We start from the raw sequence: 17275 nt of genomic DNA on the forward strand, positions 1-17275 counted from the left end.
GCGAAAGGGGATTTATCATGTCAACATTTGAAGAGGGCGCCAACCAGAGCGCCGAGCAACAGCCGAACGTAACAGCTACACCAGATACAACCGTTGCCGCACCTGCTACCACACAGGAAACGCCGGTTGAAGGGATACGCGTCAAGTACAACAAGGAAGAGCGCATTATCCCGAATGAAGAAGCTCCGAACTGGATTCAGAAGGGGCTTAATTACGACAAGCTGCAGGAGCGTTCTACCCAACTGGAGACGCAGGCGAAGAACCTAGAGCGCGTAGCAAAGGCTTACGGCTTTCCCGATGTCGACTCTTATATGACTGCGCTGGACGAGTTCGAGCAGCAGCAGCAACTGGAGCAAGAAGCCCGCAGGCTTGGGGTGGATGTCGATGTGGTTGCCCGCTTCCGTGAGGAGCTTAACCCGATCAAGTCTGAGCTGGATCAGTACAAGACGGAGATGCAGACCGTCCGGGAGGAAAAGGCGGCTCTGGCAGTAGAGCGTGAGCTTACGGATCTGAAAGGACGCTATCCCGATTTCGACAAGTACAAGGACCGCGCTTTCGACTTGGCTATCGAATCCGGCTACAAGTTGGAGGATGCCTACAAGCTTGCTTCCTATGAGGACAAGATTGCCAAGACTGCTCAACAGACTGAAGCGGAGACGATCCGCAAGCTGCAAAATAACGCTTTATCTACACCGGGAGCGCTTGGCGCTGAAGGCGCTGAACACAAAACGGGATTCTCATCGCTCAGCAAGGACGAACAGCGCAAAATGATCGCCGAGGTCAAAGCAGGAACAAGGAAAACACTATGAGGAGATGATTTAAATGGCTACAAACGTACAGTCCTATAACAATACAGCAGGTACAAATCAGCTTTCAGCGGAAAATGCAACATTCTACCAGACGGCCATGCTGGACCGCCTGCTGCCGGAATTGGTATACATGAAATATGGTGAACCGAAGAACATCCCTAAGCGTCACGGGGCTACCGCTCAATGGAGACGCCTGAACAGCTTGGCTGTGTCCACTACAGCTGTGACTGAAGGCGTGACACCTGATGGGGTCGACCTGGTAATCACGGCCGTAACAGCTACGGTGCAGATGTACGGTAACTGGACCAAGATTTCTGATTTCTTGGATCTGACCGGGCTGGACCCGCTCTTGACCGAAACGTCCGAGCTTATGGGTGAAAACGCCGGTGAGTCGATTGATACTATCGTCCGTGATGTGATCTATGCCGGTACCAACGTCCAGTATGCCAATAGTAAGGCATCCCGTGTGACCGTAGCATCTACAGACAAGATCACGGCGCTGGAGATTCTTAAGGCTCGCCGGACACTCAGACGCAGCAAGGTTAAGCAAGTCAACATCCCTGGACGCGGTAAAGGCTGGTTGGCGTTCATCCACACGGATGTAGCTATGGACCTGATGCAGACGGACGAGTGGAAGAAAGCCAATGTCGAGAATGGAACGAAGAACTTCGAGGATGGTATCATCGGCAAGCTCTATGGTATCTACTTCATTGAAGTGGATAACGGTGTGAAGTATACCGGTGCAGGTGCATCTTCGGCTGACGTATACGCTACCCTGTTTGTCGGCCGTGGCGCTTATGGGGTGCCGGATATTGAGGGCAGTTCCAAGCCGGATATCATCGTTAAGGGTGCGGGCTCCGCAGGTACAGCCGATCCGCTGGAACAGTTCAACACTGTGGCCTGGAAAGCTATTTTGGCGGCTTTGCGAATCAACGAGCTTTGCCTGGTCCGTCTGGAGTCTGCTGCAAGCGTGTAATCTATCACATTTGGAGGGGCTTCGGCCTCTCCTTTCAACTATAAGGAGGGCTTTATATGACGGATCAGAATGCAGCGCAGGAAAAGAAGCTGGAAAGCAAGATTGCCAAAGAGGAAAGAACACTGAAGGCGCAGCTTGATGCTATGCCGAAAGTGAAGATCATCATCCCGGAAGATTCACTTAATCCAGACGACATTGTTCCCGTGGGCTGGAACGGTATCATCTATGCGATTCCGCGCGGGATAGAGTTTGAGGTGCCAGAAGTGATCCGGGATATCTGGCAGGAGAGCTATACCAAGACGCAGGCAGTCAATAAGCGCGTGCGCGAAAATGCCAACAAAGAAATCAAGATTATGTAATTGTGAGGGCTCCGGGTTAGGGGCCTTCTTTTCTTATGAGGAGGTGATCCCGTGACGCTTCAGGAGATCCTGGACGAGATCGCGGAAAAATATCCCCACGGGCTGAGCAATGCGAGCGTCATCCGGAAGATTAACCAGGTGCAGAACGAGCTGTTTCGGACTACCTTCCGGGAGCGGGCGACAGCCATTTACACACTGGCAAAGAACGTATTCGTCTACACGCTGCCGATCCCGCGCACGAATGTGGATGCTGTACTGGTGCAAGGCCGGGTATATTTGCATCAAAGCGTGGAGAAGCGGTCCAACGTGCCCTTCTATTATTTCGAGGGGAAGACGGGGCTGGGTATCTACCCCACGCCAACGGAGAACATTGTGGACGGTCTGACTCTATTTTATTTCCGCTATCCTGCTCAGCTCAGTGAGGCTGCGCTGACGGCCGTACCAGAGCTGGATGCTGACTTTCATATGCTGCTGGTGTACGGAGCGCTGGCGCAGATCTGCGAGGTGTTTCAGGACGCGGGCATGGTCAATAACTATACGAGCAAATACAACGGACTGATCGATGAGTTTCAGAAGGCGCTGAATAAGGCGCCGAATGATGACCGAATCGAAGATGTTATGGGAGGTGGATGGATGTGAGCGAGGGATCACAGGATATTAACCAGCAGTTTATCGATGGCGGGGTGATCCCTGGGCAGCTTGTCGGCCAGGAGGCTGTTTCCAAGACGTACGTGGACGGGCAGAATGCAGGGCTAGCTGGGAACATATCTACCGTTGCTGCTTCCGCTGCTGCTGCTCAAGCCACGGCAAACACCGGGGTTAGTGCTGCTGGTGCCGCTCAGTCCACGGCAAATACGGCTGTGGGGCTTGCCAACAATGCACAAGGTTCCGCTAATACCGCTCAGTCTACCGTTGATCTTCATAAGGTCTCCACCGCTGCCCACTCGGCGGCGAACATCACTTATGCGGGACCCGTAGAAGGTGCAGCTACTACCAAGCAGGCAATTGACCTGGTCAAGCAGAGGGTGGATACCATTGTTGCCGGAGCCGGGGAGAGTAATACGGAAATCCTTGATGCCCGGCAGCCTGCGACAGGCCCGGCTTACCCGATATTGGGGGCCCGGCTTAACGGTGTTGATGCGCAGTTGGCGGAGAATATGCTGTATACAAAAGTCAGCCTGTCTAAAACGGTGGCGCCTGTAACAGGGAGTGGGAATTCAGGAGCAACGACAATTACACTCAGTGGCTCCAGCACATTTGTAACAGGAGATAAAATTGCAATTGCAGGCGCAGGCATCCGAAAGAACAATGTTGTATTCTCCCTTCGTGCATCAACGCTGCCAACATCTAACGGAAACATAACCATTACAATTAACGAGAGTGCTTATGTGATATCTGTTACCACATCAGATACAGCAACTACAATTGCAGATAAAATAGACGCTGCGGGACTTCCTTACACTCTGGTTTCAAAAGGTGCTTATGTGTTGTATGACACAGTTAGCCCGAACGCCATCAGCATCAGCGTAAACGTTGCGTCAACGGGCGCTGTGATCAGCAATGTAATCGATAATAACATTCAGTACAATTACTTGCGAACAACGGTAACAAATGTGTCGGGCAATCAACTTACTATCCAAAATGCGCTCCAGCGTACGGTTTCAGGCGCAGCAGTTAAGATTGACCACACTGAACAAATCCGCCAGGCATTGATTACAGCTGCCGATACAAGCTATCGGATGTACTTTAAAGCCGGAACCTATAATATATTTGATAAACTTGATCCGGTCGTAGGGGTAACCGGCATTTACATGATGGGAGATGGAAGTGCAACAGTCCTTGACTGCTCCAATATTGTGGGGGTATATACGCCGTATTTTTTCAGCAATGATATTTTTTATTATACGGACGGTCAGGCATTCACGTTCACAAACAGTGATTCTCTGCTAGTTGAGAACATCAAGATTATCGGCAACTACCAGTCTCTGTTCATCTTTCACAATACTTCAAATGTTACGTTCAACAAGGTAGCTTTTAGAATGCTAGTTGCAAATAAGGTGAATCACACGGCTTTCGGAGTTTACTCTGATTTCGGCCAAAACGCTCCCGAAAACTACCTTTTGACAAATTGCTCATTTATTACTGGCGGGAATGGATTGATTGTCCTTGGGGATTTGGATAACCCGGTAAAAGATTTTGTCATAGATAGTTGCTATTTTAATTCCTTGGAATCAGGAAATTTCGGTTCTTATGAATTGACCGAAATGGTGAAGTTTGATACTAAAACAAAAAATATTAAAATATCAAACAGCACTTTTGACGGCGGTCATCTGTCAGCACTGACCATTGAAGAAGGTTGTGAGTATGTAGACATTAATCACGTCACTTTCCGTAAAGCGACAAGTCAATTTATCAGGCTCGGCAGCGGACAGACGAGTGTATCATGCAAGCACATCAGCATCAGTCACTGTACATTTGATACCGCCATTTATGCAATACGTGCATCGGCAGTAGGTAGCGGATATAACGCGGAGGATGTTTTAATTGAATCATGTACTTCTAATATGTGTGAAGTGTTCTCGAATCTCAACAACTGCCGCAGCGTAAGGTTCAGAGACAACAAGATTAATGATGCCAACCTCACCGCATCGCAGTCAATCAGTTTTGCGAACTGCTCGGGTATTGAGGTATCCGATACTCGAATCCCGAACTTTGCATCAGAGAACATATTTCAACTTTACCTCTCCGGGTGTTCCGATGTTGTTGTCAAAGATAATTTTATATACACGCTGTATATGACACTAACTACAAACGGACTGGTAATCAACAATGACATATTGTGCCGGCAAAGCTTGCTTAATAATTACTCTGTAGGCATGTACGGAAATAGGTACGATAAGGCGGCAGTGTCTACATCACAATGTCTTAAAATCGAATCGGCATTAAGTGAAACGGACACAGGAGTATATGACGTGTACTCCAACAAATTTTACACTTCCCCGGGGCTGGTTATTGCCGTTGGTTCTGGACTTCAGACAGTACGAACCGGGTACAACATCGAAGCGGTTGACGCGGTCATATCATACACCTGGAACCCTGCGAGTATTGCGTCTGGGGCTTCGCTGGCATCGTCCGGTATTAGCGTCCCGGGCGCTGTATTCGGTGACCTTATAGACGTTGTGGCCCCGTATAGCCTGCTCGGTATGGGCTGCACTGCGTACGTCAGTAACTCAAACTTTGTTCAAATCGTGCTGACGAATTTAACCGGTGCCGCAGTAGATTTGGCAAACGGTGTGTGGAAGTTGAAAATACGGAAGATATGAGGTGCTTAAATGGCTCTTTCAAAGAAAATAACTCTTGAATATGATTCCGGCGTTAGCTTACCCGTGGAATCAGCTTACATTGTGATTACGAGCATACTGATTGAAAAAAACATAGTAACTCTTTATGTGTCTTCGTATGTGTCGAGGCAGCATTATCATGATGGAAAAGCTTCGCTCGAAGCTACCAAAACAATCGTATTCCAACATGATATTTCGGATACTGCTTCTAATACAACTAAACAAGGATACGAGCACCTTAAGACGTTGCCGGAGTACGCAGGAGCTGCTGACGTTCTTGAAGAGTAGGACCATACTGCGCAGTAAGGAGGTGTTACCATGCAAGGCTGGACAGCATCACCAGACAAGACGAAGCCCGTCACCATTACTCTGGCAGACGGGCTTAACCAGGCGGCAGAGCCTATTGAGATCGGAGAAGGCCAGGCGGTCAGTGTGATCAATCTGGACTCCGCGCTCTATCCCACGCTTCAGACCCGGGAGGGCTTCACGCTGCTGAGCCAACATACCGGGTACATTAACCGTCTGTGCCGTTTCAAAGGTGAATGGTACTGCGGCAATCAGCGCGGCTTATACAGGCTCACAGGTGTCGTATGGGCGGCAGTTTATGATTATGGTAACGATGATAATAACCGGCTGTGGGATGTGTCGATGTTCTTCGATGGCAGCAAGTTATACTTCATTGATGGCAGCCTTCAGCTTCACCAGTGGGACGGCGCAACGCTGACGGCTCTCGGATCAGCTCCAGCGGGCAGTGCGTTCCTGACCACTCATGCGAACCGATTCTACTTAGCCAACCGGAATGATAACCTGCTGAGCTTCTCCGGCCTGCGCGATGCAGCGGATTGGACCAGTACTGATAAGTACACCGGCACCGGGAAGATCACGGTGGAAACGGCAGACGGCGAGCTGCCAACAGGGCTGACCTCATTCAGCGATCATGTCATCCTGTTTAAACGCTACACCTTACATGAGCTGTTCGGTGAGGACAGCACAAACTTTACGATGACCGCCCCGTATCCCGTGGGCTGCATTTCTGACCGGTCTGTCGTGCAGAACCGGACTGCGCTGTACTGGCTCGGGCCGGACGGCGTGTATGAGTATCAAGGCGGTTCCTCCCCGGTGCGGATCAGCGAGCCGATCAAGGACTATATCGAATCCATTAATCAGGCAAACGCCCGTCACTGCTGCTTCGGCACAGATGGGCGTTTTTTATATATCTCGCTGGTAACCGGCGGGAGTCAGCTCCCGAACGTCACCCTGAAGTACGACATCCAGGGGCGCCGCTGGTGGCCGTGTAGCTTCGTGGCTACGTCTTATTACCTGGACGGCCAGACACTCTATATGGGCACGGCAGACGGCCGTATCCTGCAAGCGGGTGGCACAACGGATGCCGGTGTAGCGATTAACTGGAGTATTGATCTAAAGCCATGGAGTGATGGAGCGGAGACCGGCAGAGCCGCGCTGCACAAGCTGACCGTTATCGCGGAACTGTCTTCTGGGGCCGTTCTGAATATCGCCTATGCCCCGGGACTGGCGGGCGGCAGCTTCACGACTGTGCGGACTCTTGTGAACAGTGATGGGGCTACACAGTCTTACCGGATACCGGTTGTGGTCCACACGCCGGAGACCTGGTTCCGGCCGAGGATATGGGGCAGCGGACAGGTGAAGATTCACCGGATCATACGCGAAGTGACAAGGAGGAAAGTGTAGTGGCGAATGTACAATTACCGAATATAGATACAGTTGAGACAGACATCAAGGTGCTGGTGTCTCAGCTCCTGAACGCCTATGCGAAGTTGACCAAGGAATTGACTTGGCTGTTGAACAATTTGGATACGCGGAATGTGAATGAGCTGAACGCGGAGAAGATTGTTGCAGGCAGCATCATGACGGATAAGCTGGCTGCCGGTGCGGTGACTGCCGATAAGATCAGCGTCAATGAGCTGTCCGCGATTACGGCTGACCTGGGGCATATTACGGCCGGTCTCATTGAATCCATTGAGATTTTTGGTTCCTACATCGCCACTCGCCGGAATGACTTCCCGCGGGCTGAGATGAACAATAGCGGGGACCTACTGGCCGTTTATACTGACGCCAGCAATTACATGACCATTGAACCTGGGTTGTTTGATGAACCGACCATAGTCTTCCGAAAAAGCGGATTGCCTTCGTTGGTACTTGGCCCGGTTGGTATATTTGCAGGCTTGGTTTCCTCAAGCTTGAGTTTATTAGTAGGCTCAGAGAATGGTTCTCTTCAATTAATGTGTGGTTCAGACACTTTTGATAATGTTACAGTACCTTCTTGGTCAAAATTTAGGAGTTTAGAATCGGGAACTTCTCTACAATCTGAGTTGGACGCTATATGGGCTGCTCTGGCAGGTAAAGCGAGTATTTCGCACAGTCATTCGGTTACTATTCCTAATCACAATCATGGAAACCCAGACAACCTTAATAGTGGCGGCGGAACTTTCATAGTTTCCTGATTGCAAAATATGCCAGCTTTCGCCGATAATAGAAGTAACATATTCCAAAAGGGGCGGTTACTTTGAAAAAATTCATCTCGGGCGTTATCGTTGGCTTGTTTTTGTTTGCGGGAGCTTCAGTATTCGCTGATTCGTCCAGTCTGATCGGTCAGAAGGTTCAAGGATTGTTCAGTGTCGAGAAGAGTGGTACGAAGATCGCTGATGCAGTCATTATCAACGGGTCAGCCTACGCGCCGGTACGTGCGGTAGCTCAAGCTGCGGGAGTAGAATTGACAGTAGAAGGGAAGACGATAAAAATGAGCCAGGAACCCCAAGTGGTTTCTTCATCAGTGTCAGCAACTCCTGCTCCGTCGGTGGAACCAGCTACAAGCAAGCCAACACCTTCCCCAGAGAAGGAAAAAGAGAATAAAATAGTTTCGCTAAACGGTAAATTAGCCACAATTTCAGTGAGTATCACTATGGCTGAGATACAGCTCAAGGATGATCCAGCAAATGAGACCTTGAAGCAGAAGGTGACTGATTTAAAGGCTCAATACGCAGAGATAGAAGCGCAGCTGGCGGAATTGCAGAAATGATCAAAAAAGCTGCGGTTGTCGTTGTCGTCGGGTTGGTTCTTATGGCTGCTTTTGCGATCCTGATCTATCCAACGCCTTATCGATATCTGGAATTTAGAAGCGGAGATAGGACAGTACCTGTAAAGACGAATGTTATTACCGGAGAATCAAAGTACTTCATGACTTCAAGTGGTTGGATAACTGTTGAAAATAATGACCAATGAGTCCTCACTAAGAGGGCTCTTTTTTATGCACAGAAAGGAGGCTGACCTCATGGCTACAGGCTCAACGGGCGTATATGGTGGGGTGGACTATAACACCGCCGATGCCGCCACAAAGAAACGATTGCTTGCCCAGGCACAGCAGCTCAAGGCAGATAGTGGATTCAAGCAGAGTGAGACCAATCGGGCATTGGAGGCTTACCGCTCCCGACAGGCAGCAGGGCAGGATACCTCGGCGCAGGCCAAGTATTTGACCAGTCAACTCGGGTACACAGGAGCGCTTCCTGGAGCGGCCCCGGTCTCTCCTGCTGCTACTGCAATGCCGACCGCTTCTCCAGCGGCATCACCGGCTAAGACGAATACCGGACAGAGCAGTGAACTGATGGATCTCATGAAGGCGTATGCCACTAAACAGGCGACGCCTTTTTCTTATGACGCCAACAGCGATCCGGCTTATCAAGCTGCACTTCAGCGGGCAAGGGCCAATATCCAGACCGGTAATAATCAGGTGCAGGCCGACACCAACCGGCGCGGCATCCTGAACAGTACCATCACCACGGACCGGGGATCAGAGATTGCCGCTCAGGAAATGGGGAACGTGGAGACAACCGTGCTGCCGCAGCTCATGCAGCAGGCATACCAGCGCTATGCGGACCAGCAGAATCAGGAGCAGCAGCAATTTGCGAATCAAGGCAACCTGGCGCAGATGTACACCAGCGAGGACCAGCGCGGCATCGACAACACCAATACTCGCGCCGGACTGACAGGTAACTTACCGGGAGACGAGCAGGCGCAGCAGCTCTACTCTCAACTTCTGGCCCTCAAACAGCAGGCTGAGGCTACCGGCATCACGGCCGCAGAGCGTACGAAGCTGAGTAACCAGGCGAATGGCATTCGGGCGATGCTATCCAACATGGGAGTAGACGTCAGCCAACTCGGAGCGAATTCCAGCTACGGAACCGCGAGTCAGGTTACACCATCCATCCGGACGCTTCAGGGGCAGCAGCTTGACACGCAGAAGCAGGCCCAGGCACAGCAGCAGGAGCAGCAGCAGTGGGAGAACCGGTTTAACTATGGGCAGGCTATCGGGAAGTTTGGTAACGGCCAGCAGACGCTCCAGGCACAGCAAATGGATACAGCCAACAAGCAGTATGCGGAACAGCAGGCGTATAAGGTCGCCCGGGACGCCATATCGGATAAGCAGTGGCAATCTCAGTTTGACGAGAGTGTCCGGCAGTACGGCCTCGGGTACGGCCTGCAGCAGCTTTCACAGTCTGATGATTCTGCCTACCGGCAGGCGCAGCTGGCGCTCTCGCAAGATGATAACGCCCGGCAATGGGTGCAGTTGGACTATCAGCAGTCCCAGCCCGGCGCCGGTCAGAAGTATGTCGGCATGACGGCTAATCAGGTGCTTGATAATATCAAGTCATTGTACACGGAACCTGTCATGGTACAAGACCCAGACTATCCTAACGATCCGAATAGACAGATTAAGTCTGGTACTCAGCTGACCAAAGACCCGACGAAGCGAACGGAAATGTTTGAATCCGTTGTCGATGCAGGGCTGTCCGAAGCGGAGACTAAGCAGGTGCTACTCGGCTTGGGCTATACCATGAAGGATATCGAAGCTCGGGTTAAACAATACTCGGGAAACTGAGTAGCCCCACAGCTTCGGCGGGTGGGGCTTATAACAACTATTACAAGGCTGCTGGAGACGCTAAGGCTAATCCCAAAAACTATTCTGTTGCCTCCTCTGCCATATCGCAGTCTTTAAAAGCGGCAGGCAAGCCGATGGAATGGCAACAGCCTCTTGAAGAACTCGTGGCCCGAGAGAGTAGTTTCAATCCAAATGCCAAGAATCCAACATCGACAGCAGCGGGGCTATACCAATTTTTAAATGGCACCCGTAAAAACTATGGAGGGAATAGCGTAGATTGGTCTGATCCCTATCAACAAGCCAGCAAGGGGCTTCAATATGTGATAGACCGTTACGGAGATCCATATAAGGCGTTGAAATTCTGGGATAAAAATAAGTGGTATTGAGGAGGAAGCTTGATGTCCATGTTTGATATAGTGAGGAACCGTCAGCGCGGGAAGGATGCCAAACAGCGAGTGCTTGACCGGACCTATTCACCGGAGCCGATTGCTTCGGCGTCCCCCGCTGACGACATGTTTGCGGCTGTACGTAACCGCAGCCTTGCGAATACCATTACTCCTCCATCCTCAGATCCCATTACCTCCGAGTTGCTGCGAAGTACGCTGGCGGGCGTAGGGGTCAATGCCGGGCAGCCGACAATCGACATGAGCCCGAAACCACCTGTTGTGCAGCCGGGCATTGATTTTAGGGCCGATCAGAAAAAGTCTCCTTTAACAGGTCGGTTACCCGCACCGGAGCTACTACAGACGCCACAGCAGACAATTCAGGCTGCGCTTGCTGATAAGGTGCCAGCGGCATCCCTGCTCCAGCAAACGGAGCGCGGTCCAGCTAACGCCTCGCAGATTCCGGAGCTCTCCCAGTATGAAATCAACAAGAAGGAGATTGAGAGTGCGCCGCCTGTGATCAAGCAGTACGCACAGGCCATGAATTATCTGACGGAGGGCAATCCGCTGGGTATCGCTATCGGCAACGCATTTAGTGGGAATAGTGGAGCTACTCGGCGTGACAGCTCTGGTAATGAAACCGTGGACAAGATCGCCGACCTGGTCAACGACTTTATCACGCCGATGCTAATCCCTACCGGGGCGCCTGTGGGCATGGGGCCGAATGTGGGCACATATGAAGTGGCCGGCAAGGCTCTCAGCAAAGGCATGGGGCAGTCTGCGGTTAATAAGATTGCCCAGGGCATCGGCAAGATTGCTCCAAAGGTCAGTCCGAATACCGCTCAAACCATCGCCCGGCAAGGGTTGACGGAGACGGTAGCCGGGCCGCTACAAGGTGTAGGTATAGGGTTAGCCAATCAGCAGGACAGTAATGAGCAGATCGGCATGAATGCCCTGTACGGAGCAGCAGGCGGCGCTGTGCTGGGCTTTGGCGGTGCGGCTGCTGGCGCCGGGCTTCGCAACCTATTCAAACGGAACGGTATCCCCGCTGCTGAGATCGAGGAGCTGCTGGCACTGCCTGAAGGTCGGGGCACCGTGCGTCAAGCGGCTGCAGCGGACCGCGGGCTGAATGCTCCCGGAACTGATCCGATTGCTAATCCATACACCTATGAGCTGCCGGAAGCTTCGGCAGGCACGCGAGCTACTGCAGATAATGCTGCCGGGGGACGTAGTGGGTTACGTGAGATTGACCAATCTATCCGAACGTTACAGACCAACTACGAGCAAGCCGTCATTGACGAGTATAAGCTGCTAAAGTCACAGATGGATAATCGTGGTGGTGTTCAGCAGGGAGCCTTACAGCGGACCCCAGAGGGCGAGGTGACCGGGCGTACTGGTCGCCAGTCCAACAACCCGCGCTGGTATCAGGAGTTTTATGCTGCCAATGGTAAGCGGCCTACCCTTAAGGACTTGTACACACTGGCCCGTAACCGGGTGGATAATGGCTTCGCCGATGAGGCGGGGCAGATACCTTCCTGGCGGGAGCGGACCGGTTACGACGAGCAGTTGGCAGGCTATCAGCAGGCGCGGAATACACTGGCCGGTAGTGTCCGAGACATTGATCCCGCGCTGAGAGTAACGGATTCCCCCTTGGTGGGCCAGGAGCTGAGGGATTTACGTCATACAGGGCCAAAACAGGCACGCAGACCCGTGGGCGAGTCGATTGTCGCTCCCCCATCTGTAGAACCTACATTGCCGCGTGCTTCATCCGTCGAGGCACCGGTGACGGCCAAGGAGCAGGCCATCAATGCCAAACCATTGTCTGAGCTGACGCAGGACGATATTGATTATCTGCTGGAGGTTTCTAAAGGACGAGAGGTGCCTATCCCGCCACAAGAGCCTGCGCCTCAGCCCATCGGCGATCCGATCCTGCGCCCTGGACAGTTTGACGATAAGTCAGGGTTAGGCATCGCGGCAGGGCAACGGATTAAGCCGTATGATTCCCTAAGTACCGAGACACGGTCACAACTGGTTACGCGGCAGCAGCGTGACCCAGCAAACTTGAAGGGTACGAGTGACCGAGCTTACACCGCCCTGGTGGATGATCTTCATCCGCTGAATAAGCAGGACAAGATCCTGAATGATCTCATGGAGGAGCCGCTGAAAGCTTCAGAGCGGATTCATACACTCGGCTTGGCTTCACGTGGAGCTGACGTCATCTCCAAGCGAATCATCACTGACGGGCTGGTCGATTCGCAGGGGCAGGTAGTAGGCGAATCCTTGAAGAGTATCCTTAAGCCGCTGAAGTCTTTAATGAAGAAAAACAAGGCCATCTATGTGGACTTTGAGGACTACCTGCTTAACAAACACGCCGTTACCCGGGCAGAGCGCGGGGAGAAAGTATTCCGCGACGATCTGGCATGGACGCCTGAATTCGGTGCCCAGAAGGCAGCAGAATACGAGCAGCAGTTTCCTGAGTTTGCCGAAGCAGCAGACAAGTTTTATGAGTTTAACCGGCAGATGGTGCAATCTTGGCTTGTCGATACTGGAATCATCACGCAGGACATGGCGGATGCTTGGCTTAAGGCTAACCCGTATTACGTGCCGAACAAGCGCCAGTTCACCCAGCTGGAGAAGACAGGTAAGGGCCCGGGCGGCGGCAAAAAGGGATTTGGCAATCAGGGGAACCCGGTCAAAGGCTATCAGAAGGGCGGCTCTCAGCGAAAGATCATATCTCCAATTGAAGCGACCATTGAGAACGTCGATGCTTATGTTAAGGCTGCTAAGCGTAACCAGGTCATGCAGCAGTACGTCCGCAACATCGAGCAGGCACCAGACGCTTTCCGTGACTGGGCTGAGATCGTTAAGCAGCCGGAGAAGCCTGCTGACATCAAGAAGCTATTGTTATCAGATGTAACCGATGAATCGGGAGCTGTGGTAACTGACGGCATAGTCAATCTTCTCAGTCGGTTCACGGATGATTTTGATAAGGCTATGCAGCGGACGAAGTTGGACAAAGACAATATCGTCCGGGCTATGGTGGATGGTGAGCCGGTGCACGTGCTGATTAAGGATAAGCAGCTGCTGTCCGCGATAACGGCGCTCGGGCCGGAGTCGGCAGGCTGGATGCTTAATCTGGTCGGTAAGGTGACGAACAACATGAAGCTGCTGACCACGGGTAGTAACCCGGTGTTCTCGCTAACTCGTAACTTATTCCGCGACATTCCGCAGGCTTATGTTGCATCGACAACCCGAGATAACCCGATTGCATTTGTTGCTGACCTGGTCAGTGCGGCCGTAGACATCGGCGGACGTCGAGGTGCGTATAAGCAGTTCCTGGATGTCGGCGGCGGTCATGCTTCATCTATTGCGGCGGACCGTAACCTCTTAGCACAAAGCAAACGGGCTGCTTTGCCGCAGTCTGGTGTTCGTACGAAGCTCGCCCGTGCAAAGGAAGGGTATGAGAATCTACTCAACGCTGTGGAAATCGCGCCGCGTCTTGCAGAGTTTAAGCGTAGCTTTGATCAGACAGGAGATCTGCAGGCGGCGCTTGCGGCTGCTCAGGACATCACGGTCAACTTTAAACGGCGCGGAGCATTGTCCCGGGAGATCGACAAGGTGTTTCCGTATTTTAACGCGGCAGCTCAGGGGCTTGATAAGACAATCCGCACCTATAAGGATAACCCAGCCAAAGCGCTGACCAAGTCTATCCTGGCAATTACGATCCCAACTCTGGCCTTATACGCCATCAATCACGATGATCCGGCTTACCAGCAGCTCAGTAGCCGGACGAAGGATGCGTTCCTAATGATCCCTAAGGGCGACGGCACGTTCTTCAAAATTGCCAAGCCGCAGGAGCAAGGAACCATATTCAGCGACATCCCAGAACGCTTAATGCGTCTGTTTGCGGAAGAAGATCCCGCAGCCTTCCGGGACTTTGCCGACCGTCTCCGGACTACTTTTACTCCGCCAGGAGTTCAGGGGGCCCTGAAGAAAGGAGGGGTCACCGATAAACTGCTGGGGGCTGCTGGGGACACTATCTTCGGTCCTATCGCGGATCTCGCTGCAAACAAGACTTTTAGCGGGGCTCCTATCGTACCGGGTTATCTGGAAAATCTTTCGCCGGAACTTCAGTACGATGCAAAGACAACCACGGTATCGAAGAAACTCGGCGAGCTGACAGGGACATCGCCGAAGCAACTCGACTACCTAGCCCGGCAGTATACCGGGTTCCTTGGCCAGTTTGGGCAGCCGCTGCTCTCTCCCGGGGGGGACGTTGGCAGCGCACTAACTCAGCAGGTTACCGCCGATCCAGTGTTCACAAACGATACCTCTACTGAGTTTTACCGGCTGAAGGGTAAGCTTGATCAGGCTAATCTGGATAAAGATCAGAAGGACCTGCCCGATTGGTACAGTAACGGACTCCGAAAGCGGATGGACAAAATCAGCAAGCAGATGTCTGCAATTCGGAAACAGCAACGAGACGTCCAGAGCGATAAGAGCCTGAGTAACAAAAACAAGCGCGATGAGCTCCGCAAGCTGCAACAGTCCATCAACGACATGGCTGAGCGCGGGAATGAGCTGGCAAGAGACACAGTTCCATACTAATTCTGGCACGTCCTCCAGGGCGTGTCTTTTATATGCCAATAGATGCTGAAGGGGGAAACAACTATGCCAGGAGGAGGCGGAGCTATGGGTACTGAGGATAAGTTGGTGGAGATCCAGATACAACTTGCGCGGATTGAGAAGACACTGGAGGTGGTGCCGGCGCTGACATCGACTGTGGAGTCGGCGAGAGACACCGCCCGGGATGCCGTTCAGAGCGCTAAATCTGCGCATCACCGGCTAGACCGGATCGAGGACGCGCAGCGCTGGCTGTGGCGCACGGTCGGCGGGGCAATCATTACCGGTATTATCGGCATAATCATTGCGGCTATTAAACTTACTGGAGGTTAAACCATGCTTACATTGGATCAGGTTAAAAGTAAATCAGCTACCCGTCTTAAAGGTCTTCATCCCGCTGTACTGGCTGCTGCTACGGCTCTGATCGAGCGGAGCTATACCCGCGGGGTACCGATTCTCATTACACAGGGGCTGCGAACCATTGCAGAGCAAGAAGGGCTGTATGCGCAGGGTCGCACCAAGCCCGGGAAGATTGTCACCAATGCCCGGGGAGGTTACAGCTATCATAACTTTGGTTTATCTATCGATTTTGCTTTGCTGCTGCCGAATGGCTCCAGCGTGTCCTGGGATACGACTCGGGATGGAGACAGCGACAAAACAACGGATTGGATGGAGGTGGTGCAGGAGGCAAAGGCGCTCGGGTTTGAGTGGGGCGGGGACTGGACTACATTTAAGGACTATCCGCATTTCCAGATGAGCTTCGGGCTTAACACGGCTCAGCTCCGGGCAGGTGTGAAGCCTACGGAGACTCAGATTGCGGTTGTGCTCGCTAAAATCGATAGATATCTGAAGGAGGCGGAGAAAGTGAACAAAGATGTGAAGGTTGATGTGTATGTCAATGGAGTAAAAGTCGGTGACGGTGTGCTGGATGCTGGGGTCACTTACACGCCGACACGTGCCGTAGCAGAGGCTTTAGGCGCTACGGTGGCATGGGACAAGGATAAACTGCGAGTCGATATCAACAAGGGGGCTAAATAATATGGAAGTCTTAAATAACGTATTGGCGTTTGCCACTCTGATCTCTGTATTTGTGCTGGCACTGGTGCAGCTGGTGAAGAATACAGCCAACGTGCCGAAGAACCTGCTGCCGTGGATTGGCTTGCTGATCGGCTTGCTGATCGGCTGGTGGGCATACCCGTTTTCTGATCTGGACCTCACGCTGCGGCTATGGGGCGGCGGGCTGGCCGGACTCTCTGCAACCGGTCTGTTCGAGTTGGTGCTGAGTAATCGGCCGGGATCAACAAAGGAGTAGTAACCTAAATCAAATTGAGTTGAGTAAGCCCCTGTCGGCCTCCATGGTCCGCAGGGGCTTTTATATGAATATGGTCTTAACTGTTAAACATTGTATATAATTACCGTTAGCTAGTTCGACATATAGCGACAGCGTTTGCCCTGAATCAATATTACAATAATCGAACATACCTTCTATAAATATATAGAAAAGAGGTGGATCCTATAGGTAACTGTAACTAATAAAAGGTATATTTTCTATAGTCATGGCTATAGACTTTCCCGGAGAGAGCCGACCGGCTCAGGGCAATAGCATTAGCTCGTATAGGTCCTCCATTTGGCAGCCTAGCGCGTAAGATACTGTGGCAGCAGCGTCGTAAGACATCGGCTCTCGGTTATTAACCCAGTTTGATATCTGCTGCGGTGAATATTCAGTTCTACGGGATAATTCAGCTTGCGTCATTTTGGCTTTGGCTAATAGGTATCGCAGTCGGCATCTCCCACGGGAGAGCTTCACCCAATCGATCCTCCTTCTAGAGGTTTTTCGAGCGAATTATATCACATAATTCTACGGCTACC

The 17275-nt window shown here is 52.0% G+C and carries 17 protein-coding genes; 16 read left to right on the top strand and 1 reads right to left on the bottom strand.

The genetic code is table 11. The features are described from left to right. The first annotated feature begins 17 nt into the window (after nucleotides 1-17). The 16 genes from PWYN_RS12000 (at nucleotide 18) to PWYN_RS12075 (ending at nucleotide 16718) form a co-directional block, all read left to right on the top strand. The gene (locus PWYN_RS12000; protein ID WP_036651889.1) at nucleotides 18-809 is read left to right on the top strand and encodes a hypothetical protein; all 792 of its coding nucleotides are present in this window, start codon (nucleotides 18-20) and stop codon (nucleotides 807-809) included. Nucleotides 810-822: 13 nt separating this feature from the next. Next, nucleotides 823-1785: a N4-gp56 family major capsid protein gene (locus tag PWYN_RS12005; protein WP_036651890.1), complete on the top strand. Its 963-nt coding sequence runs from the start codon at nucleotides 823-825 to the stop codon at nucleotides 1783-1785. 56 nt (nucleotides 1786-1841) lie between these two features. After that, nucleotides 1842-2144, top strand: coding sequence for a hypothetical protein (locus PWYN_RS12010; protein ID WP_036651894.1), 303 nt, complete (start codon nucleotides 1842-1844; stop codon nucleotides 2142-2144). Between the two features lie 51 nt (nucleotides 2145-2195). Further along, nucleotides 2196-2783 (top strand): phage adaptor protein, encoded by a 588-nt coding sequence (locus PWYN_RS12015; RefSeq protein ID WP_036651896.1) that lies wholly within the window; start codon nucleotides 2196-2198, stop codon nucleotides 2781-2783. Continuing rightward, complete coding sequence (locus PWYN_RS12020; RefSeq protein ID WP_036651899.1) at nucleotides 2780-5467, top strand: hypothetical protein; 2688 nt, start codon at nucleotides 2780-2782, stop codon at nucleotides 5465-5467. The genes PWYN_RS12015 and PWYN_RS12020 overlap by 4 nt, the downstream gene beginning before the upstream one ends. Nucleotides 5468-5476: 9 nt before the next feature. Next, the gene (locus tag PWYN_RS12025) at nucleotides 5477-5773 is read left to right on the top strand and encodes a hypothetical protein (RefSeq protein ID WP_036651902.1); all 297 of its coding nucleotides are present in this window, start codon (nucleotides 5477-5479) and stop codon (nucleotides 5771-5773) included. A gap of 30 nt (nucleotides 5774-5803) precedes the next feature. Then, nucleotides 5804-7195 (top strand): hypothetical protein, encoded by a 1392-nt coding sequence (locus PWYN_RS12030; protein WP_036651906.1) that lies wholly within the window; start codon nucleotides 5804-5806, stop codon nucleotides 7193-7195. Continuing rightward, a complete protein-coding gene (locus PWYN_RS12035; RefSeq protein ID WP_036651908.1) occupies nucleotides 7195-7968 on the top strand; it encodes a hypothetical protein in 774 nt (257 codons plus the stop codon). Before PWYN_RS12030 ends, PWYN_RS12035 begins: the two co-directional genes overlap by 1 nt. Before the next feature lie 62 nt (nucleotides 7969-8030). Then, on the top strand, nucleotides 8031-8543 hold the full coding sequence (locus PWYN_RS12040) for a hypothetical protein (protein WP_036651910.1): 513 nt from the start codon (nucleotides 8031-8033) through the stop codon (nucleotides 8541-8543). Further along, nucleotides 8540-8746, top strand: coding sequence for a hypothetical protein (locus PWYN_RS12045; protein WP_036651912.1), 207 nt, complete (start codon nucleotides 8540-8542; stop codon nucleotides 8744-8746). Before PWYN_RS12040 ends, PWYN_RS12045 begins: the two co-directional genes overlap by 4 nt. Before the next feature lie 49 nt (nucleotides 8747-8795). Next, nucleotides 8796-10400, top strand: a complete 1605-nt coding sequence (locus tag PWYN_RS12050) for a hypothetical protein (RefSeq protein WP_036651915.1) — start codon at nucleotides 8796-8798, stop codon at nucleotides 10398-10400. Nucleotides 10401-10501: 101 nt separating this feature from the next. After that, nucleotides 10502-10786 carry an aggregation-promoting factor C-terminal-like domain-containing protein gene (locus PWYN_RS12055; RefSeq protein ID WP_276203422.1) on the top strand — a complete coding sequence of 95 codons (285 nt, stop codon included), beginning with the start codon at nucleotides 10502-10504 and terminating at the stop codon, nucleotides 10784-10786. Nucleotides 10787-10816: 30 nt separating this feature from the next. Beyond that, on the top strand, nucleotides 10817-15391 hold the full coding sequence (locus PWYN_RS12060; RefSeq protein ID WP_157261146.1) for an LPD38 domain-containing protein: 4575 nt from the start codon (nucleotides 10817-10819) through the stop codon (nucleotides 15389-15391). A 63-nt stretch (nucleotides 15392-15454) separates the two neighbouring features. Next, entirely contained in the window at nucleotides 15455-15739 is a 285-nt protein-coding gene (locus PWYN_RS12065) for a hemolysin XhlA family protein (RefSeq protein WP_052087903.1), read from the top strand. A gap of 3 nt (nucleotides 15740-15742) precedes the next feature. Next, the gene (locus tag PWYN_RS12070) at nucleotides 15743-16444 is read left to right on the top strand and encodes a M15 family metallopeptidase (protein ID WP_052087904.1); all 702 of its coding nucleotides are present in this window, start codon (nucleotides 15743-15745) and stop codon (nucleotides 16442-16444) included. A 1-nt stretch (nucleotide 16445) separates the two neighbouring features. Next, complete coding sequence (locus PWYN_RS12075; protein WP_036651920.1) at nucleotides 16446-16718, top strand: holin; 273 nt, start codon at nucleotides 16446-16448, stop codon at nucleotides 16716-16718. 279 nt (nucleotides 16719-16997) lie between these two features. On the opposite strand, the gene PWYN_RS12080 is transcribed toward PWYN_RS12075, so the two are convergent. Beyond that, the gene (locus tag PWYN_RS12080) at nucleotides 16998-17213 is read right to left on the bottom strand and encodes a helix-turn-helix domain-containing protein (protein WP_036651922.1); all 216 of its coding nucleotides are present in this window, start codon (nucleotides 17211-17213) and stop codon (nucleotides 16998-17000) included. Nucleotides 17214-17275: the final 62 nt, after the last annotated feature.

Source organism: Paenibacillus wynnii, from assembly GCF_000757885.1.
Classification (GTDB): Bacteria; Bacillota; Bacilli; order Paenibacillales; family Paenibacillaceae; genus Paenibacillus_AQ; species Paenibacillus_AQ wynnii.

Bases quoted from the DNA above. Each gene is read 5' to 3' on its own strand.
- PWYN_RS12005 (WP_036651890.1), top strand. From the start codon at position 823: ATGGCTACAAACGTACAGTCCTATAACAATACAGCAGGTACAAATCAG.
- PWYN_RS12010 (WP_036651894.1), top strand. From the start codon at position 1,842: ATGACGGATCAGAATGCAGCGCAGGAAAAGAAGCTGGAAAGCAAGATT.
- PWYN_RS12000 (WP_036651889.1), top strand. From the start codon at position 18: ATGTCAACATTTGAAGAGGGCGCCAACCAGAGCGCCGAGCAACAGCCG.
- PWYN_RS12025 (WP_036651902.1), top strand. From the start codon at position 5,477: ATGGCTCTTTCAAAGAAAATAACTCTTGAATATGATTCCGGCGTTAGC.
- PWYN_RS12045 (WP_036651912.1), top strand. From the start codon at position 8,540: ATGATCAAAAAAGCTGCGGTTGTCGTTGTCGTCGGGTTGGTTCTTATG.
- PWYN_RS12065 (WP_052087903.1), top strand. From the start codon at position 15,455: ATGCCAGGAGGAGGCGGAGCTATGGGTACTGAGGATAAGTTGGTGGAG.
- PWYN_RS12075 (WP_036651920.1), top strand. From the start codon at position 16,446: ATGGAAGTCTTAAATAACGTATTGGCGTTTGCCACTCTGATCTCTGTA.
- PWYN_RS12050 (WP_036651915.1), top strand. From the start codon at position 8,796: ATGGCTACAGGCTCAACGGGCGTATATGGTGGGGTGGACTATAACACC.
- PWYN_RS12070 (WP_052087904.1), top strand. From the start codon at position 15,743: ATGCTTACATTGGATCAGGTTAAAAGTAAATCAGCTACCCGTCTTAAA.
- PWYN_RS12030 (WP_036651906.1), top strand. From the start codon at position 5,804: ATGCAAGGCTGGACAGCATCACCAGACAAGACGAAGCCCGTCACCATT.